Source organism: Mycolicibacterium austroafricanum (assembly GCF_902705885.1).
In the GTDB taxonomy this organism is placed as follows: Bacteria; Actinomycetota; Actinomycetes; order Mycobacteriales; family Mycobacteriaceae; genus Mycobacterium; species Mycobacterium vanbaalenii_A.
Genome location: NZ_CACSIP010000023.1, coordinates 15,190 through 40,024, shown reverse-complemented (window position 1 = coordinate 40,024; position 24,835 = coordinate 15,190). Strand labels below are relative to the sequence as shown.

Genomic DNA, 24,835 nt, shown 5'->3' with positions numbered 1-24,835 from the left:
TCAGAGGTACTGGGCGGTGCTGCCGGAGAGCGGCATGCCCGGCATGCCCAGCTTGCGGTGATCCCAGCTGCGCATCCGGGACGGGATGACCCGCACACAGATGCGGTTGTTCATCATCTGGTCGACGTACGGGCGCATCTCATCGCTGTAGGGCCCGGTGTAGCGCTCCCACACGCTGATGCCCACCCGCAGGTTGGTGTCGGGGTCGTCGATGATCTCGGCCGTGCCGTCGATGGACACACCGCGCAGCGTGTCATAGGTCTGACCGTCCTCGATCATCACGGTGATCGTCGGGTCACGACGCAGGTTGACCGCCTTCTGCGACTTGGCCTTCGTCTCGAACCAGATCTCTCCGTCGAGCACGGCGTACCACATCGCCACCAGGTGCGGTCGGCCGCTCGGCAGCACGGTGGCCATCGTGGCGGTGCGGCTGTGTTCGATGAATTCAGCGATCTCGCCGTCCGACATCACGATCTTCGAGCGTTCGTTGTTGCCCACGTGTCGATACTTTCAGGTCTGCACTCCCCTGCTCATCCGGGTTGTCGGTTTTCCCATCCACCGCCGCGTTTCGAACAGACTTGCGACGGGCACCCGGGGTGCGGAGGTGACCAGATGACCGACAACATCAAGCAAGCACCGAGCGAGAACCCCGAGAAGAACACGTCGCAGTGGGTGACCGGGGATGAGCCCATGACGGGCGCGCAGCGCAGCTATCTGCACACGCTGGCCCAGGAGGCCGACCAAGAGGTTCCCGAGGACGCGACGAAAGCACAGGCCTCCGAGCTGATCGACGATCTACGCCAGCAGACGGGCCGCGGCGAGAGTTGATTGGCCAACAAACTCACGGCGCCGTCGTCAGTCGCGCTGATCTGCATTAGCGCCACCAAGCGAGTTGGCCGCGGACTATCGAGCCAACTGCGACAACGCACCAGACGCTTACCAACGCGACGTACAAGCACAGCGCGCCCACATCCAGCGCGGCCAGTCCGGTGGCTTCCGCGAGGGCAGACAGTCCGAGTGCGGTGGCGCCGACGGGGAATACCAGGCTCCACCAACTCAGCGAGAAGGACATGCCCACCCGAGCACCATGAGCTGTGAGCGCCATGGCGAACGCAACCCAGAACACCGCGAACCCGAACATGGCGGTGCCGAATACGACGCCGATGGTTCTCAACTCGTGGAGCGAAAACAGCGCGCCTGACAGCTCCGTACCGTGGTGGACACCGAGAAAGTTCGCTGCGGCGATCGACTGCCCGATGACTCCCAGCGGAATCCAGACGGTGGGTGCGATCGCTGGCGCGAGGGTGCCGTCGCAGACAAGTCTGCTGTAAATCATTGCGAGAGTCAGCATGCCGACGATGAGCGCCATGCCGAACAAGCTGTAGCAGCAAATCCGGAGAGCTGTTTGCAGCCCTGCATTCGGGATGTGGTCTAACAACCCAGCGCCGGTGGTGGCTGACACCATTGGGGGTACGACCGGCAGCATCCACGATGGCAGTGTGTAATCGGACGGTTGATACGTGGACAACACAGCCCGCACGGGTACCGCGACAGCGGTGACGATACCCAGCAGTGTTCCGAGAATCCAGAAGCTTCCGGCTATCCAGACGGCCGCCGACCCGAAGAAGGCCGGCCCGAAGAGCATTGCACCCGATCCGACCGTCAGTAATGCCATGGGGATCGTCCCGTAGAAGGGGAGATTGACCGGATTATGCAAGAGTGCCAGCGCCTCTTCGCGGTGCCTCAGCCAGTTGCCGGTGAGCCCCGCAATCAGTACGAACAACCACGTCGAAGCGAGGATCCACACCGCGGTTCCGAAGTATGCAAACCCGGATGAGATCCCCACGAACCGCGCGGACACGGTGGCGACAATGCCCGTGCCCATGACCGACGCGAAGAGGTTCGGCGTTACCTGATGGAAGAATCCGATCCCGGGATGCCCGCTTTCCCCGCAGCTGGGTGGCGCCCCACTGTCGACTGCACTCGGATCTTCGGTCTGAACCTCCTCGGTCTGAACGTACATCTCCAGCCGACTGTTTGTATGCACGTCCGCCTCAGTTCATTTCGTTGTGTCCAGTGAAGTGGACCTAGGCACTGAGTCACCCTGCTGGGTGCGCTACCAGTCGAGCGCAACCCTTGAACGTGCCCTCGTGGAAGACGAGCGCCCCCTTCGCACCGACCCGCAGACCTCTGACTGAGAGCACCGCGAATGCGTGATCCCCAAGGAGCGTTTCGCTCAGCAGATCGGTCTGCAGCCACGCTGTGGCACCAGAAATGAAGGGGGTTCCATCGGCCACGGCAAATGTTTCCATGCCAGCAAGTCTGTCTCCGGTTCTTGCTGCCATAGTGCGGACATCATTCTTGTGCTGCTCCGCCAGCACGCTAAGCCCGATCGAGTCGGCCCGCTTGATCAAGGGCCAGGTCGTCGACGTGGCCTGTGCACAGAACCCAACCAACGCTGGAGCCAGGGAGATTCCAACGAAACTGCTGACGACCATGACCACAGGTCGGTCGTCCACCCGGGCGGTCACCGCGACGACGCAGCTTGGTACCCGGGCGAGCAGTGCCCGTAGGTCCCTGTCGTCGACTTCGGTCTCAAGATCCGGTTCGGTGCTCATGTAGTTCTTGACTCCTCTTGCGCAGGACGAGGCGACGGTCGTCCTCAGCCGCTTCAATTGGGATCGCGGCAACATGGACTCCGATTGCGTCCGCTCGAGCGGTGCGCTTGCTAGTTCGATCGGCTGGGGCGAACCAGGATGATCTGACTCAGCTGGGTATCGTCAGTACTCCTGCAGACTCTCCCGCAACGTTGTTCCTGGATAACGCGTCCGAAAGCGCCCGCGGCGCTGCAACTCTGGTACCAGCAGCTCAGTCATGTCGTTGAAACACCCCGGGGTGTCGGTTGCCAGCATCATGAATCCATTGCATCCGCCCTCGTCGATGTACTGTTCCATCTGGTCAGCCACGTCGGACGGAGTGCCCACCGCAACGGGTGCGCCCAATGACACTCCGTAGATCTGCGCGGCCTCCCGCACCGTGACTGGAGCCCCATCCTTGGCCTCGAGTATCGCGTCAAACAGACCGCGGATACCCTGCACGTCTGCATCCACGACGTTGTCGTCCAGGCCGAGCGTCGAGAAGTCGAATCCTGTGTGACCGGAGAGGATTCCGAGCGCGCTCTCGATCTGCACCTTTTCGACGAACTCGGCGTACCTGTCGTTAGCCCGAGACTTGTCACGATCGATGATGGTCTGCAAGCCGTAGATCAACTTCACCGATTCTGGGTCGCGTCCGAGGTTATCGGCCCTGGTGCGGATGTCGTCGGCGTAGGTGCGCATGCTCTTCGGCGTCGGGAAGATGCCGAAGACCGATTCAGCGTGCTTGGCCGCAAACTCACGACCTTGCGGTGACGACCCAGCCTGCCACAACACCGGGCGCTTCTGCGGTGAGGGGGCGACAAAATGCCGGCCCTTCGATCGGAAGAACTCGCCCTGGAAGTCGACCTCTTTCACCTTGGACGGGTCAGCAAAGATGCCGTTCTCGCGGTCGTAGACGATCGCATCGTCATCCCAGGAGTCCCACAACTGGTAGCACAGATCCATGTACTCTTCGACGACCTCATAGCGCTTGTCGCGTGGCGTGAGGTTGTCCTTGCCCATCGCCTGGAACTCACTCTTGGAGTACGAGGTGACGATGTTCCATCCGACTCGTCCACCGGTCAGGTGATCGAGAGTGGAGAGCTGGCGCGCCATCATGTACGGCGGGACAAAGGAAGTCGACAAGGTGATGCCGATTCCGAGGTGCTTTGTGAACGCGCCGACAATGGGGACCACCGCTGCGGGTTCATGCACTGGGCATTGCCCGGCATACTTCACCACCGGGTCCGAGCTGCCCTTGTAGGTGGTGTAGGGCGCCAACTCGTCGGCGATGAACATCGCATCGAAAAGGCCGCGTTCCATCGTGCGGCCCAGATCCCGCCAGTACTCCGGCTTGGACCAGTGGTATCCGACCTTGTCGCGCGGATGCGCCCACATCGTAGACGCATGGTTCATCACCCCGTGCTGGACGAATCCCAGCAGGTGCATCTTCTTCTTGGTCATCTAGATTGTCCTCTCGGGTAGGTTCGAACGACCGATGCCATCGGCGACTGCCTGCCGGCCGTCAATGACGAAGCCCGTGATCACTGCTATTGCTGAACCAATCGCCAGAATGACGGGTAGGTACCAGAAGATGCCCCCCACCCCGAGCAGCACAATTACCAGTGACGAAGCGGTCACTCCCACAAGCGCTTTCCACACGAACCCGCGGTGAATATCGGTGGGAAGTTCCCCAGGGTCATCGGTGGTCCCGCCTGCTGCTGCCAGTATGTCTCGCCGCACAGTGGTAAAGGCCCGCACACCCAGCGTCAGATAGACGATGCACACCAGGCCACCAAGGACGGCAACGATCCAGAAGATGGTCATAGGACAGGATCCTTCTCGCTAGCTCCGGCTCGGACGTTCGTCAGCATGGCCTGCTCCTCTTGACCCAACGCTGGTCCCTTGTTTCGCAAGGTCGTGTAGTCGAATCGTTGCCGGGACATCAAGCTGACACCCACCGCGGCAATCAGCGAGATGCTCTCCAGCGTCACGATTCCCGGCAGTTCACCGACGTACTGCCGCACGGGGTATCCGATGGCGATGGCCAGGACCAGACTCGAGACGAATGCCGTCGAGGTCATTCGTGACCAGAAGATCGCTAGCGCAAGCGGAACGATCAGTGCCGCCTTGAGGAAGAAGACGGTGGTCACCAACTCCACGTAGTCGATGCCGGAACTTACGATCAGACCACCGATGACCCCAGCAATGATGATCGAAGCTTTCGTTGCACGAAAGAGCTTCTTGGGTGCCATATTCGGCCTCACTCGCTTCAACAAGTCGACCGCGACGATGGAAGCAAGCGCGGCAAACGCCCCGTCCATCGATGAATAGCAGGCATTGAGAATCACGAGGACGTACAGCGCAACCAGGATGACAGGCAGTCCCCGGTGACTGACTACGTACGGCCCGATCCCACCCGACCCTACGTCGCCAAGATCTGCGGTGGTAACTCCGAGGCCCAAGCCCACGAGGCCGAGTAAGCCCATCACCAGCGGTATTGGGTAGAACCAGATTCCCGCCCAGAGGAATGTGCGGCTCATGGTGGCCGGCTTCATGGCGAATGCCTTCTGCCAGAAAGTCTGATCTGCCATGGTCGACGCGAGAAGTCCCAGCGCCAGCGAGATTCCGAAGGCGGCTGCGGCTGTACCGTCGAATGCGTTGAGGGTATTGGGTCCAGCTTCGTCGACCGCCTGGAACACCACCCCGGGGCCCCCGACTTTCGCCAGTACGTAGAGCACCACGATGGCCGATGGCACGGTGATCAGCAAGGTGTTGAAGGTTGCGGTGACGGCCGAGGTCCATAGCCCGCCGAAGTAGGAGTACACCGTCACGGTAGCCAGGGCGACGACGAGCACCGTAGTGGTGTTCAGCTCGAAGACGACGCTCATGACCATCACTACCCCGAAGAGATTAATGAAGATCTCTGCCAGCAAGCCCAACAACATCGCCACGAGCATCACGGTGGTTGCCGGCTTGTTCTGAAAGCGTTCCCGGATGAACTCAACGATCGTGTACCCGGCTGGCATCTGTCGCCGCAACCGGGAAGCGAAGACCACCATCACCATTACAGCTAGGCCGTTCGGCACGACGAACCAGATCAAACCGGACGTGCCAAAGGTGAACGCTTGGGCTGAAGACATCATGACTGCCATGGACCACGTCCACACGGCGATGACCGAGCCGACTCCGAACCCAAACCCAATGCGGCGATCGGCGATCACGAAATCGTGCGTGTTCTTGACCATCGTCCGCACGATCAGAGCGATGGCCAACAGTACTGCTCCCAGTCCCAGCATGAGCGCAATGCCCATGCCGGAAGGTAGATCAGGCGGGCTGAACATGAAATCTCCTTAGTGGAAGAACTCAAGGGGTCGGTCTGTTGCCTCAGCTCGGCAATGCGCTGAGGCTGTTCCGGCCATCGCCGTTGACGGACAGATGTGGAAACGCGTTAATTCGGTTTCAGTTGATTCGCAAACACCAGATTCATCTGATGAGCCCGCGCGAAGTCGGCTACGAATGGGACCGCAGTTGCGCCCAGGCCATCGACGAGAGGAGCGCTCGCCACGACGCCGCTCAGTCCCGCGCGACGGCTGAGGGCAGCCGCGGCGTCATAGCGCGTCCATCGCGCTCCCGCGAACGCGCCGCCGGTCACCACCGGCAACACGTGTCCCGGACGGTCAAAGTCGGTTGGTCTCGCGTCTATATCGGCGATCCGCGTGATGGTTCGTGCGCGCTCTTGTGCAGAAATGCCTGTCGTGCGCGACTTCGCATCTACGGCAACGCAGAACCTTCCTGCGTCTCGCTCAAAGTCAAGGCGGAGCGGGGGCAGGTCGAGACGCTGTGCTGCCACCGTGTCAATGGTGGCTGTCATGATGCCTGAGGTGTGTCGCACCAGGAATGCCGACTTCTTGGTAGTGAGCCCCTCGGCGGGCACACACAGTTCAGCCACTAGTTCGCCTGCGCTCAAATCACATATGAGGACCGCACCGCCAACCGCGAACACATCGGCTGCCTCGTCCGCGCTGCAACACAGCACACCCAACGGATCTCCAATGGGTGCACCGCCTCCCAGATCGTCTATCCACGAACACATCTGAAGCTGCATACTGGCCGTCCTATCGGTTGCGGCTGTCAACGCGCTCCATACTCACAGCGGTCTCGCGGATCTACCACGGGAGAAGTTACGGCTTGGTTAACGGCGCTCAGATCCAGCTTCAGTGCCGCCTCGACGCGACTTCGATCAATTGGCGTGCCGGCGCCGACAAGCTCTTCACCGACGCGGGCCACACTGCCTTGATGTCGCGCACAAAAGCGGGTGAGTCGACTCTTACTCGCCGAAGGCGGCCGTAGTCGAGGTCCTCACGGACGCTCAGCAAACTCAGTACGGCTGGTGCAAATCCCCACCGCACTGCGTTCTTGATTGCCGCTGTCGTCGGCAACTCGATCGCCGGCGGCGCGACAGCCAGACGAGGGTTACGCGAGGAGATCAGCCGCTCGTAACTCGATCTCGTGCCGGACCCTGCCTCCCTGCACACCAGCGGCGTCGCGGCTAGTTCGTCGATGCCGACCGCGCGGCCGTCAGTCCCGGCCCAGGGGTGGTTCGGTGCCACTACCACGACCATCTCGTCCCGACCGACGACCCGATGATGCAGACCTGCGGGTACGTCGGGCGACTCGACGAACCCCACGTCGTGCAGGCCGTCCAGGACCTCGGCGAACACCGTCGCGCTGTTCACCGCCGCCACGGTCACCTGAGCATTGTCGGCGCCGTGGGTCAGAGACAGCTGCATCAGCCAACGAGGAATCAGGTACTCGGCGACGGTGTAACTAGCGGCGGCGCGCAGGACATACCGCTGGGTGTGCAGGCAGTCGACCACCGTGTCCAGTCGCTCGAGTGCGCTCAGGACCTCCAACGCGACGTCAGCAATCACTTTGCCGTCCGCTGTCAGGGTCCTACCCTTGGGCCCGCGCACAAGAAGCGGCCGCCCAGCCGCCTGTTCAAGTGACTGCAGACGAGCCGATACCGCCTGCTGGGTCACGCCTAGTCTGCGGGCGGCTTCGGTGAGACTGCCCAGCTCACTGACCATCACCAGCGTCTGCAGACCGGCGATGTTTCTCAGGTCACGATGTTTCGACCTGTTAACTGCCACAAGCAAAGTTTGTACTAAAACAATCAGTTCGGCAGTGCAACTATCGTCGGCAGCGGCGACTGCCGGTCGGAGGGCACTCTCGCGGCCGGCGCCCTTACCGTCGTCAGCTGCGAGACGCCTCCCACGCCTTCTCAGTGGGTGACCGGTGACGAGCCCATGACGGGCGCGCAGCGCAGCTATCTGCACACGCTGGCCCAGGAGGCCGACCAAGAGGTTCCCGAGGACGCGACGAAAGCACAGGCCTCCGAGCTGATCGACGATCTACGCCAGCAGACGGGCCGCGGCGAGTAGGTCGGGTCAGTTTCGACTGCGGCACAACGGGAATACGCGGCCCATGGCTACATACCGCGTACTGAATCCCAAGGGAGACGTCGTCGACACCAAGGACATCGAGAGCGCCGAGGACGCCCATGCCTGGTTCGTCGACCAGAAAGCCGACAACTCAGAACTCGGCTGGCGGATGGAGGTCAAGTCCGGCGACGACGGGCACTGGGCGTTCTTCGACGACTCCGAGGGCTCACCGGACTAACCGGCTCAGTAGAACGTGACCGGCGGCAACGGCCAGAGGTTGCCACCGCTGTTGCGGCCCGAGAACCGCACGGGGCCGTCGTGCGGTTCGGCCAGCGTCAACGCCGCGATTCGACGAAACTCACCGAGCGGGGGGCTGAGCGCGAAGCTCAATTCATCTCCGGGGCCGAACCGTAGATCACGGCCGGTTGTCGAGGTGCGCGCCCCGAACAGCACCGGTTGCAGGCCGGCAAGGTAGAGCCAGAGCGAGGAGTACAGCGCGGCTACCGAATCGGTCGGCAGCGCGGCGTGATGCAGTGGCGCGCCGTCGCCGGAAGACGCCAGCAGGAAGTCCTGATCGCGGCCGCGACCGTAGGCGTCCGGGATCTTCACGCACAGTTTGCGGACCGCGGAGTTCCGCCGGTCCGGACCCACCTGCACAACAGCCTCATGGACGGATCCCGGGCGAAGTAGGGCGACCGAGCCCGGCACGCGGGCGTCGTCGTCGATGGTCAAGGTCGCGTCGAAGGTCTCACCCTCGGCACTGAACAAGCCGCCGGGCCAGCCGAGCAATGCACCGGCGGTCGCGCGGACAGCCGCCACCCCCGCAGATAGCGCAGCGCGATCGTCCAGACGCACTCCGTCTTCATACCCGAAACCCCGAAATGAACGCCAACCAGCGGCCTGGCGCTACGAAATTGGTGTCGTCGACATGTCACCGCAGTCAGTATGTTGTTTGCGGGGCCTCTGCGAACGCCGGCGTTGCGCGGTAGATGGTGGAAGCCCTGACCGACCGGGGGGATGACGATGGCCGCAGGGCAGAGTCCACGGTGGCTGCAGCCCAGCCACTACGACTGGCTCAGCGGCTACCTGCGTGCCCGCGGCATGACCACCCCGGTGCGGCTGATGATGGCCTTGATCGCGGGTTCCCTGGCGTTGAGTCTGCTGGTGCTGTTGCTCAGCTCGGACGGCCCGCGCGGGGCCGTGCCGGTCGCGATGACCTGGCTCGCCATAGGTGGCGGGGTGGCCGGGGTGCTGTTGTGGGCCTGGCGCTGGCCCACGCAACGCCAGTCGCAGTTGTTCGCCGTCGTGTCCAACGGCGCGATCGCCCTGGCCTGCCTGGCCTACCCCACCCCGCTGGCCTCGCTGAACGGCTGCATCTCGTTCGCGATCATCGGTGCCTACATCGCGTTCTTCCACTCCACCGCGCTGGTCCTCTACAACTTCTTCGTCGCCGCGGGCGTCGCCATGGCCGCCGCGATCAGGCTGGCGACCTCCGGGCACCCGGCCCTGGCCGTCGTCGACCTGTTCCTGGTCTTGCTGATCAACATTGCGATGCCGCTGGCCATCCAGTTCCTCGTCCGCGCGCTGGGCACGGATCTGGTGCACGCCGCGCGTGACCCACTGACCACGCTGCTCAATCGCCCCGCGTTCTTTCAAGCGACCCTGGAACTGCTCGCCGAGCGCGACGACACCGTCCACTACCTGTTCGTGGCATTGCTGGACCTCGACAACTTCAAAGCGGTCAACGACACCCACGGCCACCACGTCGGCGATGCGGCACTGGTCACCGTGGCCCGCGCGCTGCCCGTCGCGGCCGGCCCGACCGCGGTGATCGGCCGCAGCGGCGGCGAAGAGTTCCTCATCGCGACACTGGCGGCCACTCCCGACACGGCGCCGTTGGCCGCCCGGATCTGTCAGACCATCGCCGGTCTGCCCGTTCCGATCACCGCCAGCGTCGGTACCGTCTGTGCACCGCTGACCGGAGTTCCGACGGAAGACGGGGACGCTCATCGGCTTCTCACCCACCTCGTGATCGTGGCCGACCATGCGATGTACCGCGCAAAACGAGCGGGAGGCAACCGCTTTCACCATCACGGAATGCTGGTTACCCCGGCGGACGTCACGAACACGGTGATGGGGTCCGGGCCGACGCCCAAGCTCTGATTGCACACCGGCCCCAGCCGCGTTTCCTCCCTCCCGGGTTTAGCGCGGTGGACCGCGGGCAAAGGCTGAAGAATATGCACAGGACGACCTCTCGACAGGCTGTGGAACTTCGACAGCACGTGCCGGATCCGCCCACCGGTGTTGCCCGCCTGCGCTGGTGGGGTCCGGGCCTTTTGTGGGCGATGTCGGCGGTGGGGTCCGGTTCCGTGCTGTTCACCCCGCGGGTCGGCTCCGAATACGGCTACGAACTGCTCTGGCTGCTATGGGGCGTCGCCGTCCTGATGTGGGTGATGATTCGGGAGGCTGGTCGATTCGCGGTGGCCACCGGCCGGACGCTGCTGGACGGTTTCTCCACGCTTCCCGGTCCCCGAAATTGGGCGCTGTGGGTGGTTCTGCTTCCGCAGCTTGTTGCTGCCGTGGCCGGGGTGGGAGGACTCAGCGCCCTGGTGGGCAGCGCATTCGCATCGGTCCTACCGGGCGGCTTGATCCTGTGGTCGTTGCTGCTGCTGCTGATCACGACAACGGTGGTGGTCAGCGGTGGCTACCCCGCCGTTTCCCGGGTGGCCCTGGTCTTGGCGCTGGTCCTGGTGGCCATCACGGTGGTGGCAGCAGCATGGGTCTTCCAGGCCGACGGAGATCCGCTAGCGGGAGTGGTACCCGGCGTCCCGTCGGACCTCAGCGTGCCCTTCATCCTGCCCTGGGTCGGGACGATCCTCGCGGGGTCGATGGGGATCGTGTGGTTTTCCTACTGGACCGCCCGCCGCGGGTATGGCGGAGGGATGACCTCAACCGAAGGTCAGGCGGACACCGGGTCGCCGGAATCCGCGGAAGGGCGGACTGCGCGGTTGCGCTCGTGGTTCGGCACCCTGTCGAACACGGCCGCGGTCGGCGTGCTCACCGGAACGGTGATCATCACGGCTTTCCTGGTTCTCGGCGCCGAACTTCTCGCGCCAGCCGGCATCGTGCCGTCGGGAATCGATGTCGCCGACGATCTGATGCTGCTGCTGTCAGAGGTGTGGGGAACCGTCGGACACTGGTTGATGTTCACCGCGATCGTGGTTGCGCTTGGCGGCAGCGTGTTGGCCAACCAGGACGGATGGTCGCGTGCCTTCGCCGACATCACGATGCTGCTGTCTGGAAGGGCGGGCCGCAACGCCGCCGCCGGCGGCGGCGAGAAAGCCGACATCTCGTGGACAGAGCGCGTCACCCGCTGGCGCCCGGAATCCATGGGGACCGCGCGAGCACTGAAGATCCTGTTCGCGGTGACGTTCACCAGCCTCATCCCGGCCCTCGTGATCGTGGTGGTGCAGGATCCCGTCGTCGTCATGTCGGCGTCCGGAATCGTCGCCAGCGTGCACACCCCGTTCATCGTGCTGACCACGCTGGCGGTCAATCGCCGCATCCCCGATGCCCTGCGGCCAAGCCGGTTTTCGATCGGACTGCTGGGCTTCGCCGGGCTCTTCTACGCCGCCTTCGCGGTTCTCTACTTCTTGAACATGCTGGGTCTGATCGGTGGGTGACGTCTCGAACCTCAGGCCTTGCCGGTGCGCTCGCGGTGCTTGCACCCAGGCCAGCAGCACGGCCGACGCTGGCCTTCCTCGAGCTCTTCCTGAGTTCTGCGGATACGCCGTTCTCGCGTCTTCTGCTGTTTGGCGTCCTCCACCCAGCAGATGAACTCGTTGCGCGCCAACGGTGTGATGTCGTTCCAGGCCGCGAGCGCAGCGCCATTGGCCTTCAGCGCCTCGTGCAGGTCGGCAGGCAGCTCGTGCACCACTCCGCCCGCGACTGTCTGGCTGCTCACCAGCCCAGGATAGCCGGGCCGGTCTCACGGCCGTGGCACCCTGTCGGGGTGCGTATCACCGCGGAATCACCGGCGCTTCGACTGGCCGGCGCTTTCTGGGTGATCGCGGGTGCGTGGTACCTCGTCACCGAAGCCGTTGTCGCCGGGCAGATTCCCGGCTACCGCTACTCCGTGGACTACATCAGCGACCTCGGCCAGCCGGCACGCTCACCATGGGCTTCCTGGATGAGCGGCGCGTTCATTGTGCAAGGGGCGGCGTTCGCGCTCGCCGCCGCCCTGGTGGTCGCCGCGATGCGGCTCGGCCCCGGCGGACTGCGGTTCTTCGGCCTGGCTCTGATCTACGGTGTCGGTTCCGCAGCCGTGGGCCTGTTCCCCGGCGGAGGCGCCGACACCGGCGCGGTCGTGCATGTCGCCGGAGCGACGGCCGCGATCGTCGGAGGCAATCTGGCCATCATCAGCGCCGGCGCTGCTTTCCTGCGCCGCAGTCGATTTCGCGTTCTCGGCGGGTCTGGGGTGGCCCTCGGAATCGTCGGGCTGGTCTCGGCCGGCTTTCTGTTGCTCAACAGCATGCTGGACGCTCACCTGGTCTTCGGCGACGGCGCCTGGGAGCGGGTGGCGATCTACACGATCATCGGGTGGCAGTTGCTGGCAGGCGTCACGGTGTTCAGCCGACCGCGCGCAACGGATTGGGCACCGGATTCTACAACCCAGCCCTGACCATGTGGGTCATCTCGTCGGCCCGCCCGAACTGCTGCCGGCACCGTCGACGTAACGTGAGCTCCGACGCAGGGTAGAACCGACTCCAGGGTTCTTTGGCCACAGGATGAGGAAGAGTTCATGACGCTGTCCGCGGGTGGCCGGGTCGGCCTGGCCGGGGCGGCGGTGGTCGGAGTCGCCTTCGGGATGGCCCGTTACGCATACGGTCTGACGCTGCCCGACATCCGCCAGGAACTGCGGTTGTCGGAGTTGGTGCTCGGCCTCGTCGCCAGTGCCACGTTCGCGGGCTACCTGGCCGGTCTGCTGTCGGCCGGTCCGCTGGCCGCCCGTCACGGCTCCCGCGCTCCGACGACCGTCGGCGGAGTCTGCGGCGCAGTGGGCGCGGTGATCGTGGCGGTCGCGCAGTCACCCTGGCTGTTGGCGGTGGGTGCGGTCCTGGCCGGCGGTGCGGGCGGTTGGGTCTGGGCGCCGTATTCGGACATCGTGACGCGCGTGGTGCCCCTGCGGCAGCAGCCGAGGGCGCTGGCCATCATCACGACCGGCACCAGCGGCGGACTGGTGGTCCTGGGCGGCTTAGCGGTCTTCGCGGCGCTGGGCTCATGGCGGCTGGTCTGGGTCGGTATCGCTCTCTGCGCCGTGGTCGCCGCCGTGGTGAACCTCCGGTTGGTGCCGCGCACGGAACCGGACCCACGCCCGGACGATCGGCCCAACGCCCCCTCGCTCGCGCGAGCGCTGCGCATTCCGGCCGGCTACTCCGTGGTGTACTTCGCGGCCGTCGTCATCTACTTCACCTACGCATCGGACGCGCTCGACCGCGGTGACCTTCCGGCCGCCGCCGTGCCGGCGCTGTACGCGGCGATCGGCGTCACCGGCGTGGTGGGTGTGGCGACCGGGGCCGCCGCACAGCGGCTCGGTAGCAGCAGGGTCGCCGCGCTGTGCCTACTGATCGTCGCCGCGGCGCTGGCCCTGCTGGGGCTGGCAGGTGACTCCGTGATCACGACGGCGGCCTCAGCGTGCATCTTCGGCATGGGCTACATGACCGGGTCAGCGGTACTGGCCGTCTGGACCGCCGAGTTGGTGCCCGACCGCGCGGCCGCGGCGTTCACGGCGTGTCTGGTCGTGGGGGCCGTCAGCTCGGTCGCAGCGCCGGCCCTTGCCGGTGCGGTGATCCCCGGGCTTGGACTGAGCACGCTGCTCGTCCTGACCGGCGCGATGTCACTGCTCAGCGGGATGGCGCTGCTGCTTTATCGTGCTGCGCTCAGGTTTCGCTCTTGACCTTGGCTTCACGTTGCCAGATGTCGCCCTCCAGGCTCCCCGGTAGGCCGGCTTCCTCGGCAACAAACACGGGATCGACGCCGCTGTCGACTTGCCGGTGATAGTCCTTGATCGCCGCGAACGCCCACTTGCCGAGCAACACGATCGCGACCAGGTTCACCAGTGCCATCAGCCCCATGGCCACGTCAGCAAGCGCCCACACCGCGGTCAGCTGCGAGACGCCACCCACGCCGATCGCGACCAGCACCAGCACTCGGAACACGTTGATCAGTTTTCGTCCGGCGCCCAAGAAGAACAAGTTGATCTCGGCGTAGACGTAGTTGCCGAGCACCGAGGAGAAGGCGAAGACGAAGACGAGCACCGTCACCAACCACACCGTCCAGGTACCGAGGCTGTCGGCGATCGCCGCCTGCGTCAACGTCGCACCTTCCACCCGGGTGGGCGTCGCCGGGTCGTAGACGCTGGGCCCGGACACCAGGATGATGAACGCGGTCGCGGTGCAGATCACCATGGTGTCGACGAAGACGGCCACCGATTGGATGAGGCCCTGCTTCACCGGATGCGACACGGTTGCCGTTGCCGCCACGTTCGGGACGCTGCCCATACCGGCCTCGTTGGAGAACAGACCGCGTTTGACGCCGTTGAGCAGCGCCGCGGCGATGCCGCCGGTGAAGCCGCCGGCCAGTTCGGTCAAACCGAAAGCGCCGCCGATGATCTGGGTCAGCACCTCGGGCAGGAAGTCGATGTTGAGGGCGACGATCACCAGCGCCAGCAGCGCGTAGACGATCGCCATCAGCGGCAGCACCACCTCGGCGACCCGTGCCACCCGCCGCACCCCGCCGAACAGCACCGGCGCGGCGAGGATGACCAGACCGGCGGTGATCCATCGGACGTCGACGGCATATGCGCCGTTGACGACATCGCTGATCGCGTTGGCCTGCACCATGTTGAACGCGATGCCGAACGTGAAGATCAGCAGGACAGCGAAGACGACGCCGCCTGCCCGGGAACCCAGGCCGCGCTGGATGTAGTAGGCCGGGCCGCCGCGGAACGAACCGTCGTCAGCGCGGACCTTGAAGATCTGGCCCAATGTGGACTCGATGAGCGCGGTGGCCATTCCGATCGCGGCGACCACCCACATCCAGAAGATCGCCCCCGGCCCACCGATGGTCAGCGCGATGGCGACGCCGGCGATGTTGCCGGTGCCGACCCGGGAAGCCAACCCGACGCAGAACGCCTGGAACGGCGACACCCCGTCGCAATGGGTGCGGGAGTGGGTGAGTTGCTTGATCATCCGGGTGAAGTAGCGGACCTGGATGAAGCGGGTGCGCACCGTGAAATAGATGCCCACGCCCACCAGCAGATAGACCAGGATGTAGCTGTACAGCAGGTCGCTGACGGGCGCGACCAGATTCTCCTGGATGAACTCCACGACCACTCCCGGTGTCGGTTCGGTTAATGCGGTCGTCTCATCGTGTCACTCCCGCGGCGATGTCGCCGAGTATTCACGGCAGCTATCTCGGTCAGCGGTGGTCGAGTTCCCGTACGGCGCGCTGGTGAAACAGCCCGCGCGATGCTGGCGCCGATTCCTCGAGCGGCTCCGGTGAGCAGCACCACTTTCCCTTGAAGCACTACGGTCCTTCCGGTTCAGCAGCCAGCGCCCTCATCGGTGGGGCTCCAGCAGCCGCTGGACGCCGGGACCGGCGAGGTCGTCCACGACGGCGGAGGCGCGGCCGGTCATCGCCAACAGCAACGCCTCCCCCGGTCCGGTTACCTGCGCACCACGGCCGGCCGACCAGTCGAGGTCACTGGCCACCGCACGAAGTCCCCGCATGCGGCGCGCCCCTCCGATCACCGGGCTCCACCAAGCGAACCGCAGCGCCACCATCAGCGACTGCGCGGGAATGTCCCGGGTAAGCCCCAGCGGCCGGCGGACATCTTGCTGGTGAATCAGGCACTCGATCAACGCCACCCGACAGCCGTACAGCGCACCGGCACCAGCGGGCTGCGCGCCCGCACGCATCAACTCGGCGAGCGCCTTCGGGTCGTCACGGCGGAGGCCCTTGAGCGCGCGCTCGTTGAGACGATCGACGCTGCCCCCCGCCCGCAGCATCTCCACCGCCAGGCCGACGCGAGTCTGCGCGAGGTAGGCGATTGTGTGGGCGACGACATCGCACACCCGCCAGCCCTCGCACAGGCTCGGCGCGAGCCACTGCTCGGCGGTCAGCTCGTCGAGAAGGTCGGCGAACTCGCACCGCTGCGCTCGGGCCAACTCACGCACGCTCCACACCCGTCCAGTGTCGCCCAGCGCCGATGCGCACGTCGAAACCGCGCCCGCACAGGCGCCGTGACAATCTCTAAATGGTGGCGCTTCCGAGCATCGGTGGTCGCCATCGGCTGACTGATCCGGCCATGACGCCGAACAGGGAATCCGGCGAACGCAAGTGTTGGGATACGGTTAGTCCTTTGACACAGGGGTTTCGGCCATCGCCAGGTACCCCTCGCGGACGCTGGGAAAGCGGGGGCACCACCCGGTCGCTGCCATGAACCTTTCGTTGCTGACACGCAGTGATCGGGTCAGGGAGGTGAGCCGGTTGCCGAGCAGCAACGCTAGTGGCCCGAGTCCGATGATCCATATCCGAGTCCGTACAGCGTCCGAACAGGCCTGCGCATAAATACTTTTGGTGGCGAGCTGCGAGCAGCCCACTGGTTTTGGACTACATCGACGGGGATGTGGTTACCGGAGAGCCCCGCTCGGCCGGCGCGCTGCGCGCAAACGCACACCGCGGGCGAGCCATACCGGACAGGCTCCACTCAATCAGGCATCGATTTCTCGCTCTGCGCACAACTGCCTTTGCCAGCCCGACCCGGACGTTCCCATTACATCTACACCCCGGAGTGTCAAGTACCGAATACGTAGCCGATTCACAATCACTTTGTTACTGTCCGGTAATGATTCGGGTCGGGGCGCTGCTGGTCGCCATCTCTGTTGGAGTTGTCATCAGTTGTCTACCAGCCGGTTTGGCCCACGCAGATGACTGGTATCCCTACTACAACGAGGACGAGTACACCGCTTTCTACACACCACCGGATCCGTTGCCCGCCGTCGGTCCCGGCGAACTCATTCGCACCGAACCGTCCCGGCTGGTGCTCGAACCATCAGGTCAACTCGGGGTCATAGAGGCCACGGGGACGCGCATCATGTACCGCAGTACCGACGCCCACGGCAAACCCAATGTGGTGACCGGCACCTACTTCGAACCGTTCACCCCCTGGCCCGGACAGGGGCCGCGGCCGCTGATCGTCTACGGCCCGGGCACGCAAGGCCAAGGCGATCAGTGCGCGCCGTCGCGGATGTTCAACCAAGGCATCCACTGGTCGCCCTATCTGGACTTCATGGTCAACTATGACATGGGGTTCGTCGAGACCCTGGTCCGGCGAGGGTTCGCCATCGTGATGACCGACTACGAGGGTCTGGGGACCATCGGCGTGACGCACACCTACGTCAACCGACTCTCCCAGGGGCATGCCATGCTCGACGCAGCACGGGCCGCCCGCAAACTATCGAACACATCACTTCTGCCCGACGGCCCCGTCGCGTTCTGGGGGTACTCACAAGGCGGTGGCGCCGCGGCGTCGGCCGCAGAACTGGCACCGGCCTACGCCCCGGGACTGGACATCGTGGGCACCTACGCCGGCGCGCCGCCGGCAGACCTGGCCGAACTATTGCCCTACGCCGACGGCAGCGCCCTTGTCGGAGTGATCGGCTACGCACTCAACAGCGTATTTCAGGCCTACCCCGAAGCTGAGCCCAAGATTCGGGCCCTGCTGACCCCCCGCGGTCAGGATTTCGTCGACAAGACCAAGAACCAGTGCATTGCGGAATCGATCATGAAATTCACGTTCCGGCACCTACAACCCTACTTCAATCAGCCGATACCGGACCTGTTGGCAGACCCACAGTTCCGGGGAATTCTCGACCTGCAGAAGCTAGGCGCCCTGAAACCCAATTCCCCCGTGCTGATCAACAGCAACCGATACGACCCATTGGTGCCCTACGCACCCGCAGTCCAATTGGGCCGGGACTGGTGCGCGAAAGGCAGCGACGTCGAGTTCCGCACCAACGAAGGCCCGCCGATCTTCAACAAGCTGATCATCAACCACGCGCTACCCATGGTCGTCGACGCCGAGCCAGCCATGCAATGGATCGCTGACCGATTCAACGGTGTACCCACAACTCCCAACTGCGGACACTTCTAGCCCTCAGCTTCGGATGTGACGTCCGGAACGAGACCTGCTGCACCGTGGGTCGTCACACTGCTCTGCGCTACTCCCACCTCAGCTGAGATTTGGCTACTCGCTTCTGCGAATCTGGGCGCCCGGCCACGTTTGTTGTGCGACTCGGTAGAAGTTGCCTCCAAGGACGGCATGAATGTCGGCTTCGGCCCAGCCTTCGCTGCTGAGGTGCTCACCCAGTGTGAGGAGAGTCTCCGGTGGCATCCATTGGATGGGTCCCCAGCTGGTGTAGCTGTCGTCGAACAAGTGTGGGTTGCGCAGTATCTCGTCGTTGAAGTCGGCGTGGTCAAAAGAGAAGTCGCTGCTGATGCCGACGTGGTCGATCCCGATCAGGTTGATGGCGTAGTCGAGATGTCGCGTCATCGCCTCCAGTGTTGGGGTGTTCGGTCCGAGGAAGATCCCGACCCCGGTGATACCGACGACACCGCCGGTATCGGCGCAGGCTCTGGCTTGGTCATCGGTGATATTGCGCGGGTGGTCCCAAACCGTCTTCATGCACGAATGGCTATACACGACTGGGCTTGCGGACGTGCGGCACATGTCGAGTCCGGTGTTGGTGCTGCAATGTGACCCGTCGGCGACGATCCCGACCGCGTTCATCTCGGCGATGATGGCTTTCCCCCAGACCGTTAGGCCCGTGTCGTTGTTATCCAAGCAGCCGCTGCCAGCACGGTTGGCGTGGTTGTAAGTGGGTAGCAGGGTACGAACTCCCAGACTGGCCAGAGTGGCCAAACTGTCGAGGTCGTCGTCGAGCGGGGCGGAGTCTTCCAGGTCGAAGACCACGGCGATCCGGCCCGTCGAGGTGATGCGGTCCACGTCGTCTACGCTTTGCGCGAGCTCAAGATCGGGATGCGCTTCCACCGCGGTGCGGTAATGATTGAGCAGGGCAATGGCATCGGCGAATGAGTGTGGTGAGTACCCGGCATTGACCGAGACGAAGGTCCCGCCTCGGTGTTCATATCGGGTCAACACATCGACGTCAGCGCCGACCTGTAACGGCAGGCAGGTGTGCTGGTCCCAAAGAAAGTGCGGCATGACTACTGATAATGCACTAGCGAGACCAGTGCTCCTGCGGGCCACTATATGAGGCAGGATCTGAATGTGGAGTTGTCGGTCGCGGTTGCTCAGCCACGCATTGCCACGGGCGCAGTGGCCGCGAACGTCGATGCCCACGCCGCGCTGATTGAGCAGTCCCACGCACGACTGGTGGTGTTCCCAGAGCTGTCCCTGACTGGCTACCAGCTGGATGTATCCCCGGTCGATATCGCCAGCGCCGTCATGGAACCGCTGACATCAATCTGCGCCGCAACGGGTTCCGCCGCCTTAGTAGGCGCTCCCGTTGAATCCGACGGTCGCCGCTTCATCGCGACCGTGCTGGTCGACTCCACTGGTCCCAGCGTTGTCTACCGCAAGACCTACCTCGGCGGCGACGAGCAGGCACGGTTCTGGCCGGGACCGGGGCCAACTGCGATTAGCCTCGACGGGTGGCGCATCGGTCTGGGGATATGCCGCGACACCGGAATCGACGAACATATCAGCGGCACAGCACAACTCGGTGTGGATCTCTATGCCTGCGGCGTCGTTCACCACGACTGGGAACTTGCCGAACAGCAATGCCGCGCACGCAACATCGCGGCGACCTGCCGGGCGCCGGTGGCCATGGCCAGCTTCGCCGGCCCGACCGGCGCAGGCTATCTGACCACCGCAGGCCACTCGGCGATCTGGTCAGCAAAGTCGACACTCATCGCCCAAGCTGACTATGCACCCTTTCAGATCGCCCGCGCCGTACTCCGACGCAAACCCATACAAGAAGCCGCTGGCGATGGCACTGTGAACGCCACCTTCCGGGTTGGCGAAGATGCAGTGGCCAGATTTCCGCTTGAGCGCAAACGATGACGTCAAGGCGGTGCGTCAAGAACTCGAGTTACAGGCCGCTGCCGCGAATGAACTCCAGGGGCGCACCCCTGTTGCTACCCCGATCCCGCTGGGGATTGGTGAACCCGGCGCCGGTTATCCGTTGCCTTGGTCGGTGTTCACTTGGCTAGCAGGTGAACCGGCTACTGCCGATAGTTGCTCTCAATCCGATTCCTTTGCAATAGATTTCGCGCATCCAATCCTGGCTGTGCGGGCAATCGATACGTGCGGCCGGACCTACGATGGCAATGGACGTGGCGGTGATCTGGCGTCCTACGACGAGTGGATCGAACTGTGCCTGGCCAACAGCGCGGGCCTACTCGACGTCGCGAGCGGGACGACCCCAACAACGTTGGGGGCGACATCAACCGCGGCTCGATGGACCTCAGGACGTACTTTGTTCGGCCGCGATGGTCTGCAAACCCGTATTGGCTCGGCGTTAAAGGCCACTACCTATGCTCGTCGACGACACCTCCTGGAGGTGGTGTGCATGGGATGTGTGGTCACCTCGCCGCCCGCGGCGCACTACGCCAACGACAGCTCCTGACTCGTTTGTGGAGGTACGAGATCGATCAGATCGTGTCGCACCAGACGTCACCTGCGCGGATGCTTGAGGGCGGTGCTACGAGCTTAGGATGGCAGCCGGGGGCATGGTTTCGACGAAACCGCGCGCTGCGGCCACGAGTTCAGGGTCGGCGGTTGCCAGTGCGTCCGCTTGTAGCTGAGTCAGTGCGATGTACTCGGCTCGGTAGGTATCCGACCAGTTCAGCTTGGCGGCTACTCGCCATGCGTGGTCCTGCAGCGATCGGTCGCCGAGGAGCCGGATGCGCAGCCCACGAACACCATCGAGAACCTTTCGTCCGGCCCGATCGTCGAGATCACCGCGGTGGACTGATTCGTACACGAGGGCAAGTACCTGCGAGCGCAGCAGCGTGGGAGCCGTCAGGCTGTGCTTGGCTGGAATGGTCGCTCCGTTGGTGGCGAGGTCGATGGCCACTTTCGCGTCAACAACGAAGATCGTCATGACCGTACTGTCGCACAGGCCACAGGTGGCGGCACCTCCCTGAACGGTCCGGGCCGCTATCAGCTAGGACTTGCTGAGTCGATTCTAGAGATGCGAAATCGATCAGATCCTGTCGCTATGAGAAAGTTCGGTTGCGATGGCGATGGGGCGGAGCGGTTGGATGGCCATCATGTAGGCCAGGAACATGATCGGCGGGGCAAGTATGGGCAGCCACGGAATATCGAGCGGCAGTGAGGCGGCCAATACTGCGAGGGCGGCGAAGGCGAGGGCGGCGACGATTGCCGGTGAGTATCCGGGTGCCGGTCTGATCGACTCACATTCGTTGTGGCGCAGCGTCAGGTAGCAGGCGGAAGCTAGGCCGGCCAACCCCGTCGCGAGCGGCGGCGCATCGGTGAGCATGACCGCGGCGGCGGCGAGTAGGACCGCCAGCGTGGCTGCACGGCGAAACCTGATGCCCACCAACACCGCAAGGCCGGTGAGGATGGCGAGGATGATGGTGACGCCGGCGGTGTGGATGCCTGCCGCGACCGTCATCACCAGCCCGAGTCCGGTCGAGAGCGGGTGGGCCCTCGCGAGATAGGTCATCGTCGGTGCAGTTTCGGGCGTCGGTGGCGTGGAATCAGCACCATCGCCTGATCAACGGTGTGCTCGGGTGACCAGGGCACCACGTCCACTCCGATGGTGCCCATGTCGCGGTACATGAATGATCGCTGTAGCGCCCACATCCGGGCTACCAGCGGGTCGCGGTCGCCAGCGAACGGAGCACCCACAAGGATGTCGATGGCCACCACCGTGTGCCCGCGCTTGCGCAGGTCGATCAGCGCCAGCGCAAAGTCGGTGTCCAGCAGGGTGGAGAACGCGATCACGATGGCCCCGGTGGGGACCGCTCCTGGGGGTGCCAGTGTGCTCATCCCGGTTTCGGGTCCACCGGTGGCGTCCAGGATGGTGTCCAGAATGCGGTAGAACTGGGCTTTGCCCATGTCTGCACCCAGCCAATGGGTCCGGCGAGTGCCTAGGGCAACGACCCCGGCGCGGTCGCCCTGGCGTAAGGCGCTCTGCACCACCTGCACCGCCCCGCGGGCCATCCGATCGGTGGCCTCGGTGGCCGGTCCGAGTGGCTGGGTGTGGGTGTCGATCAGCACCACCACGTCGGCGGCACGATCGGTGAGCCGCTCGGTTACGTGCAGGGCGCCACGTCGCGCGCTGACCGGCCAGTTCACCGTGCGGAGCTGGTCGCCAGGGATGTAGGCGCGGATGTCGGCGAATTCGACGCCGGGACCGACGTGGCGGGTGAGGTGCGTGCCTAGGCGGTCTGGCAGGTCGGTGTCGGGCAGGCTGGTGTCTTGGGGCGGTGCGATGGGGAAGACGCAGCAGTCGGCGACCTCGACGGTCGCCGTCCCACAGAGGAGTCCACCGGCGGCGAATGCTTCGACGTGAGCCCGCACGACGTAGCGTCCCCACCGCGACGCCGACACGGCGACCGTCTGACGGTCCGCCGCGTCCTCGACGAGGACCTCGAGGTCCATTCCATCGACAGTCGAAAGACTCAGTGCCACGGCAGTATCCGCCGTCACCGTCACCGTCGATCGGGCCTGCTCGGACTCGAAGAAGTACTGCCGACCTGCAGAGCTGCTGATGCGCACCGCGGGCCTACCACGCTGCCAGCGAACCGAGCACAGCACCCCCAGCAGCGGAGCGGCGAAGACGATCAGTTGCCAACGGGAGCTGAGCGCTGCGGCGGCCAGGACCGCGGCCCCGCACGTCGCCAGCGCGCGCGTCAATGGCGACGGGCCCCAAAGGAGTTCGACGTCGATCTCGCGGGCCTCGTTCACTGGGTGCCCCGTGTCGGTGGGACGGGCATCCGCGCCAGCAGTTCAGCTAGGACGTCACTCGCCTGCACCCGGCGCACCCACATTTCCGGGCGCAGGCTGATGCGGTGTGCCATCGCCGCCACGGCGAGCGCTTTGACGTCCTCACCGATCACGTAGTCGCGACCGCGTAGCAGGGCGTGAGCTCGGGCGAGTTGCACCAGGTCCAGTTCTGCGCGCGGGCTCGCCCCGACAGCTATCTGCGGGTGCTGGCGAGTGGCGTCGGCAATTGAAATGACATAGTCCAGTACCGCGTCCTGGACGATGACCTGCTCGACGGATTCCTGCATCGCCAACAATTCCTCCTTGTTGACTACCTGACCGACGTGCGGCTCGGCCGAACCGCGTTCGAGGCGCCGACGCAGCATGACCCGTTCCTCCGGTTTGGACAGATAGCGCAGTTGGAGCCGGATGGCGAACCGGTCCAACTGAGCTTCGGGCAGCGGATAGGTGCCCTCGTACTCAATGGGGTTGTCGGTGGCCAGCACGATGAACGGCGCAGGCAACGGATGCGTCGTTCGGTCGATGCTCACTTGCCGCTCGGCCATCGCCTCCAGCAGCGCCGCTTGCGCCTTGGGCGGTGTCCGATTGATCTCATCGGCCAGCAGCAAATTGGTGAAGATCGGGCCTTGGCGGAATTCGAAGCGCCCCGACTGCATGTCATAGATGGTGGAGCCGAGTAGATCGGCGGGGAGCAGATCCGGGGTGAACTGCACGCGGATGAAGTCCAATCCCAGCGCCGCGCCGAAGGACCGCGCGATGAGCGTCTTGCCCAAGCCGGGTAGGTCTTCGATGAGCACGTGCCCACGCGCCAGCACGGTGGTCAGAATCTGGCTCAACGCATCGCGTTTGCCCACCACGGCGTTCGCGACTTCGTCGAGAATGGTTTCGCAGCGCGCCGCAGTTGTCGTCAAGGGGATGCTCACATGCGCTCCAAACGCTCGATAATGCCGATGAATACCGCCCGTCCCGGACCCGGTTCACGTGTGCCCGTGCTCGAGACGTTCTCCGGATCAACCCAGGCCCACAGGTCATCGCCAAAGTGGACGCGGCCTGTGGCCTCGAATGCCGCCGGGTTTCTCGCCCGTGGCTGCCGGCTTGCCATTTCAAATTGCCGCGCCAGCGTGGGCCGCAACCGCCGGTCCCAGTCCGCCCGCGTGGCCTCCGACCACGCGATCTGAGACTCTGTCCGCTCCACCCACCGACCCAGCGCAGTCCCCGTGCCATCGGCCGCGTCGTCAACCGGCTCGGGTCGGGACCCACGAAACAGCAGCCACCGGGCAGCCCCCAGTGCCAGTGCCAGTGCGATACCAGGGAACCACGACGCCGCACTCAGACGGGGCAGCGCAAGCCCGACCGCCTCAGCGGCCACCAACGCACACAGCCCCAACAACACGAACACCCTCACGGCGAAGCCACTACCGAGAAGACCAGCCGTTGCAGACCCCGCGCCGAACTATCACAACGACCGCCAGCCATGTCGAGTACGGCACGGTCCCGACTGAGGCACACTCGCGCCGTCTCGATCTCAGACATAGGCCCCCGCTCAACTGCCGGCTCACCGCCACCGTCGAGCGGCAAGTCCAGACTCAGTCTGGCGTCTCATCGCGGAAGGGAACCGCAAAACGCGCCAACCGCGTCCCGAAATGACGCCCCGGCAAACTGGGAACTAAACCTTGCCGTACCCGGGAGGCGGT

The 24,835-nt window shown here is 64.5% G+C and carries 27 protein-coding genes; 10 read left to right on the top strand and 17 right to left on the bottom strand.

The genetic code is table 11. The features are described from left to right. On the bottom strand, nt 1-498 hold the full coding sequence (locus BEMPMBAN_RS15740) for a pyridoxamine 5'-phosphate oxidase family protein (protein ID WP_159231579.1): 498 nt from the start codon (nt 496-498) through the stop codon (nt 1-3). Between the two features lie 114 nt (nt 499-612). Between BEMPMBAN_RS15740 and BEMPMBAN_RS15735 the strand changes: the two genes are divergently transcribed. After that, a complete protein-coding gene (locus BEMPMBAN_RS15735) occupies nt 613-828 on the top strand; it encodes a DUF3072 domain-containing protein (RefSeq protein WP_159231578.1) in 216 nt (71 codons plus the stop codon). Nucleotides 829-874: 46 nt separating this feature from the next. Here the strand turns inward: BEMPMBAN_RS15735 and BEMPMBAN_RS15730 are convergent, their stop codons facing one another. The 7 genes from BEMPMBAN_RS15730 to BEMPMBAN_RS15700 all read right to left on the bottom strand — a co-directional run bounded on the left by BEMPMBAN_RS15730 (nt 875) and on the right by BEMPMBAN_RS15700 (nt 7,789). Next, on the bottom strand, nt 875-2,023 hold the full coding sequence (locus BEMPMBAN_RS15730) for a TDT family transporter (RefSeq protein ID WP_159231576.1): 1,149 nt from the start codon (nt 2,021-2,023) through the stop codon (nt 875-877). A gap of 76 nt (nt 2,024-2,099) precedes the next feature. Then, on the bottom strand, nt 2,100-2,618 hold the full coding sequence (locus tag BEMPMBAN_RS15725; protein WP_159231574.1) for a flavin reductase family protein: 519 nt from the start codon (nt 2,616-2,618) through the stop codon (nt 2,100-2,102). A 162-nt stretch (nt 2,619-2,780) separates the two neighbouring features. Next, nucleotides 2,781-4,100 carry an LLM class flavin-dependent oxidoreductase gene (locus BEMPMBAN_RS15720; RefSeq protein WP_159231572.1) on the bottom strand — a complete coding sequence of 440 codons (1,320 nt, stop codon included), beginning with the start codon at nt 4,098-4,100 and terminating at the stop codon, nt 2,781-2,783. Continuing rightward, nucleotides 4,101-4,463 (bottom strand): hypothetical protein, encoded by a 363-nt coding sequence (locus BEMPMBAN_RS15715; protein ID WP_159231563.1) that lies wholly within the window; start codon nt 4,461-4,463, stop codon nt 4,101-4,103. Continuing rightward, nucleotides 4,460-5,980: a sodium:solute symporter family transporter gene (locus BEMPMBAN_RS15710; protein WP_200845997.1), complete on the bottom strand. Its 1,521-nt coding sequence runs from the start codon at nt 5,978-5,980 to the stop codon at nt 4,460-4,462. The genes BEMPMBAN_RS15715 and BEMPMBAN_RS15710 overlap by 4 nt, the downstream gene beginning before the upstream one ends. Nucleotides 5,981-6,087: 107 nt before the next feature. Further along, complete coding sequence (locus BEMPMBAN_RS15705; protein WP_234897495.1) at nt 6,088-6,744, bottom strand: 3,4-dihydroxy-2-butanone-4-phosphate synthase; 657 nt, start codon at nt 6,742-6,744, stop codon at nt 6,088-6,090. 109 nt (nt 6,745-6,853) lie between these two features. After that, nucleotides 6,854-7,789 carry a LysR family transcriptional regulator gene (locus tag BEMPMBAN_RS15700; RefSeq protein ID WP_234897494.1) on the bottom strand — a complete coding sequence of 312 codons (936 nt, stop codon included), beginning with the start codon at nt 7,787-7,789 and terminating at the stop codon, nt 6,854-6,856. A 138-nt stretch (nt 7,790-7,927) separates the two neighbouring features. On the opposite strand from BEMPMBAN_RS15700, the gene BEMPMBAN_RS15695 reads away from it, so the two are divergent. Continuing rightward, nucleotides 7,928-8,080: a DUF3072 domain-containing protein gene (locus tag BEMPMBAN_RS15695; RefSeq protein WP_234897493.1), complete on the top strand. Its 153-nt coding sequence runs from the start codon at nt 7,928-7,930 to the stop codon at nt 8,078-8,080. 43 nt (nt 8,081-8,123) lie between these two features. Then, nucleotides 8,124-8,318, top strand: a complete 195-nt coding sequence (locus tag BEMPMBAN_RS15690; RefSeq protein WP_159231559.1) for a hypothetical protein — start codon at nt 8,124-8,126, stop codon at nt 8,316-8,318. A 5-nt stretch (nt 8,319-8,323) separates the two neighbouring features. Here BEMPMBAN_RS15690 and BEMPMBAN_RS15685 read toward each other — a convergent pair whose 3' ends face one another. Then, complete coding sequence (locus tag BEMPMBAN_RS15685) at nt 8,324-8,935, bottom strand: hypothetical protein (protein ID WP_159231557.1); 612 nt, start codon at nt 8,933-8,935, stop codon at nt 8,324-8,326. 168 nt (nt 8,936-9,103) lie between these two features. Here BEMPMBAN_RS15685 and BEMPMBAN_RS15680 point away from each other — a divergent pair, with 168 nt between their 5' ends. Both BEMPMBAN_RS15680 and BEMPMBAN_RS15675 read left to right on the top strand, forming a co-directional pair. Then, entirely contained in the window at nt 9,104-10,243 is a 1,140-nt protein-coding gene (locus tag BEMPMBAN_RS15680; protein ID WP_159231555.1) for a GGDEF domain-containing protein, read from the top strand. Between the two features lie 101 nt (nt 10,244-10,344). Continuing rightward, nucleotides 10,345-11,763 carry an Nramp family divalent metal transporter gene (locus BEMPMBAN_RS15675; RefSeq protein ID WP_159231553.1) on the top strand — a complete coding sequence of 473 codons (1,419 nt, stop codon included), beginning with the start codon at nt 10,345-10,347 and terminating at the stop codon, nt 11,761-11,763. Between the two features lie 11 nt (nt 11,764-11,774). Here BEMPMBAN_RS15675 and BEMPMBAN_RS15670 read toward each other — a convergent pair whose 3' ends face one another. Beyond that, the gene (locus tag BEMPMBAN_RS15670) at nt 11,775-12,044 is read right to left on the bottom strand and encodes a YdeI/OmpD-associated family protein (RefSeq protein ID WP_159231551.1); all 270 of its coding nucleotides are present in this window, start codon (nt 12,042-12,044) and stop codon (nt 11,775-11,777) included. A gap of 48 nt (nt 12,045-12,092) precedes the next feature. Here BEMPMBAN_RS15670 and BEMPMBAN_RS15665 point away from each other — a divergent pair, with 48 nt between their 5' ends. Further along, nucleotides 12,093-12,761: a DUF998 domain-containing protein gene (locus tag BEMPMBAN_RS15665; protein ID WP_159231549.1), complete on the top strand. Its 669-nt coding sequence runs from the start codon at nt 12,093-12,095 to the stop codon at nt 12,759-12,761. Nucleotides 12,762-12,881: 120 nt separating this feature from the next. Beyond that, entirely contained in the window at nt 12,882-14,036 is a 1,155-nt protein-coding gene (locus tag BEMPMBAN_RS15660) for an MFS transporter (protein WP_159231547.1), read from the top strand. On the opposite strand, the gene BEMPMBAN_RS15655 is transcribed toward BEMPMBAN_RS15660, so the two are convergent. Next, nucleotides 14,020-15,468 carry an alanine/glycine:cation symporter family protein gene (locus BEMPMBAN_RS15655; RefSeq protein ID WP_159231545.1) on the bottom strand — a complete coding sequence of 483 codons (1,449 nt, stop codon included), beginning with the start codon at nt 15,466-15,468 and terminating at the stop codon, nt 14,020-14,022. The two genes, BEMPMBAN_RS15660 and BEMPMBAN_RS15655, sit on opposite strands and share 17 nt — an antisense overlap. Nucleotides 15,469-15,699: 231 nt before the next feature. Further along, on the bottom strand, nt 15,700-16,326 hold the full coding sequence (locus tag BEMPMBAN_RS15650) for a maleylpyruvate isomerase family mycothiol-dependent enzyme (RefSeq protein WP_159231543.1): 627 nt from the start codon (nt 16,324-16,326) through the stop codon (nt 15,700-15,702). 662 nt (nt 16,327-16,988) lie between these two features. On the opposite strand from BEMPMBAN_RS15650, the gene BEMPMBAN_RS15645 reads away from it, so the two are divergent. Next, nucleotides 16,989-18,296, top strand: a complete 1,308-nt coding sequence (locus BEMPMBAN_RS15645) for a lipase family protein (protein ID WP_159231541.1) — start codon at nt 16,989-16,991, stop codon at nt 18,294-18,296. 93 nt (nt 18,297-18,389) lie between these two features. On the opposite strand, the gene BEMPMBAN_RS15640 is transcribed toward BEMPMBAN_RS15645, so the two are convergent. Beyond that, nucleotides 18,390-19,367 (bottom strand): dipeptidase, encoded by a 978-nt coding sequence (locus BEMPMBAN_RS15640; protein ID WP_159232070.1) that lies wholly within the window; start codon nt 19,365-19,367, stop codon nt 18,390-18,392. A 60-nt stretch (nt 19,368-19,427) separates the two neighbouring features. Here BEMPMBAN_RS15640 and BEMPMBAN_RS15635 point away from each other — a divergent pair, with 60 nt between their 5' ends. Continuing rightward, nucleotides 19,428-20,228: a carbon-nitrogen hydrolase family protein gene (locus tag BEMPMBAN_RS15635; protein ID WP_159232068.1), complete on the top strand. Its 801-nt coding sequence runs from the start codon at nt 19,428-19,430 to the stop codon at nt 20,226-20,228. Next, nucleotides 20,212-20,793 (top strand): phosphotransferase, encoded by a 582-nt coding sequence (locus BEMPMBAN_RS15630; RefSeq protein ID WP_159231539.1) that lies wholly within the window; start codon nt 20,212-20,214, stop codon nt 20,791-20,793. The genes BEMPMBAN_RS15635 and BEMPMBAN_RS15630 overlap by 17 nt, the downstream gene beginning before the upstream one ends. Before the next feature lie 75 nt (nt 20,794-20,868). Here BEMPMBAN_RS15630 and BEMPMBAN_RS15625 read toward each other — a convergent pair whose 3' ends face one another. From BEMPMBAN_RS15625 to BEMPMBAN_RS15610, 4 genes are all read right to left on the bottom strand, one after another. After that, nucleotides 20,869-21,270: a type II toxin-antitoxin system VapC family toxin gene (locus BEMPMBAN_RS15625; protein ID WP_159231537.1), complete on the bottom strand. Its 402-nt coding sequence runs from the start codon at nt 21,268-21,270 to the stop codon at nt 20,869-20,871. Between the two features lie 102 nt (nt 21,271-21,372). Beyond that, on the bottom strand, nt 21,373-21,855 hold the full coding sequence (locus BEMPMBAN_RS15620; RefSeq protein ID WP_159231535.1) for a hypothetical protein: 483 nt from the start codon (nt 21,853-21,855) through the stop codon (nt 21,373-21,375). After that, complete coding sequence (locus tag BEMPMBAN_RS15615) at nt 21,852-23,102, bottom strand: DUF58 domain-containing protein (RefSeq protein ID WP_159231533.1); 1,251 nt, start codon at nt 23,100-23,102, stop codon at nt 21,852-21,854. Before BEMPMBAN_RS15615 ends, BEMPMBAN_RS15620 begins: the two co-directional genes overlap by 4 nt. After that, complete coding sequence (locus BEMPMBAN_RS15610; protein ID WP_159231531.1) at nt 23,099-24,064, bottom strand: AAA family ATPase; 966 nt, start codon at nt 24,062-24,064, stop codon at nt 23,099-23,101. Before BEMPMBAN_RS15610 ends, BEMPMBAN_RS15615 begins: the two co-directional genes overlap by 4 nt. Nucleotides 24,065-24,835 lie beyond the last annotated feature (771 nt).

What these genes read in the sequence shown, in the direction of transcription:
- BEMPMBAN_RS15620 (WP_159231535.1), bottom strand. Translation starts at nt 21,855, where the DNA reads ATGACCTATCTCGCGAGGGCCCACCCGCTCTCGACCGGACTCGGGCTG.
- BEMPMBAN_RS15680 (WP_159231555.1), top strand. Translation starts at nt 9,104, where the DNA reads ATGGCCGCAGGGCAGAGTCCACGGTGGCTGCAGCCCAGCCACTACGAC.
- BEMPMBAN_RS15735 (WP_159231578.1), top strand. Translation starts at nt 613, where the DNA reads ATGACCGACAACATCAAGCAAGCACCGAGCGAGAACCCCGAGAAGAAC.
- BEMPMBAN_RS15645 (WP_159231541.1), top strand. Translation starts at nt 16,989, where the DNA reads ATGATTCGGGTCGGGGCGCTGCTGGTCGCCATCTCTGTTGGAGTTGTC.
- BEMPMBAN_RS15705 (WP_234897495.1), bottom strand. Translation starts at nt 6,744, where the DNA reads ATGCAGCTTCAGATGTGTTCGTGGATAGACGATCTGGGAGGCGGTGCA.
- BEMPMBAN_RS15625 (WP_159231537.1), bottom strand. Translation starts at nt 21,270, where the DNA reads ATGACGATCTTCGTTGTTGACGCGAAAGTGGCCATCGACCTCGCCACC.
- BEMPMBAN_RS15720 (WP_159231572.1), bottom strand. Translation starts at nt 4,100, where the DNA reads ATGACCAAGAAGAAGATGCACCTGCTGGGATTCGTCCAGCACGGGGTG.
- BEMPMBAN_RS15730 (WP_159231576.1), bottom strand. Translation starts at nt 2,023, where the DNA reads ATGTACGTTCAGACCGAGGAGGTTCAGACCGAAGATCCGAGTGCAGTC.
- BEMPMBAN_RS15640 (WP_159232070.1), bottom strand. Translation starts at nt 19,367, where the DNA reads ATGCCGCACTTTCTTTGGGACCAGCACACCTGCCTGCCGTTACAGGTC.
- BEMPMBAN_RS15710 (WP_200845997.1), bottom strand. Translation starts at nt 5,980, where the DNA reads ATGTTCAGCCCGCCTGATCTACCTTCCGGCATGGGCATTGCGCTCATG.
- BEMPMBAN_RS15715 (WP_159231563.1), bottom strand. Translation starts at nt 4,463, where the DNA reads ATGACCATCTTCTGGATCGTTGCCGTCCTTGGTGGCCTGGTGTGCATC.
- BEMPMBAN_RS15660 (WP_159231547.1), top strand. Translation starts at nt 12,882, where the DNA reads ATGACGCTGTCCGCGGGTGGCCGGGTCGGCCTGGCCGGGGCGGCGGTG.
- BEMPMBAN_RS15690 (WP_159231559.1), top strand. Translation starts at nt 8,124, where the DNA reads ATGGCTACATACCGCGTACTGAATCCCAAGGGAGACGTCGTCGACACC.
- BEMPMBAN_RS15725 (WP_159231574.1), bottom strand. Translation starts at nt 2,618, where the DNA reads ATGAGCACCGAACCGGATCTTGAGACCGAAGTCGACGACAGGGACCTA.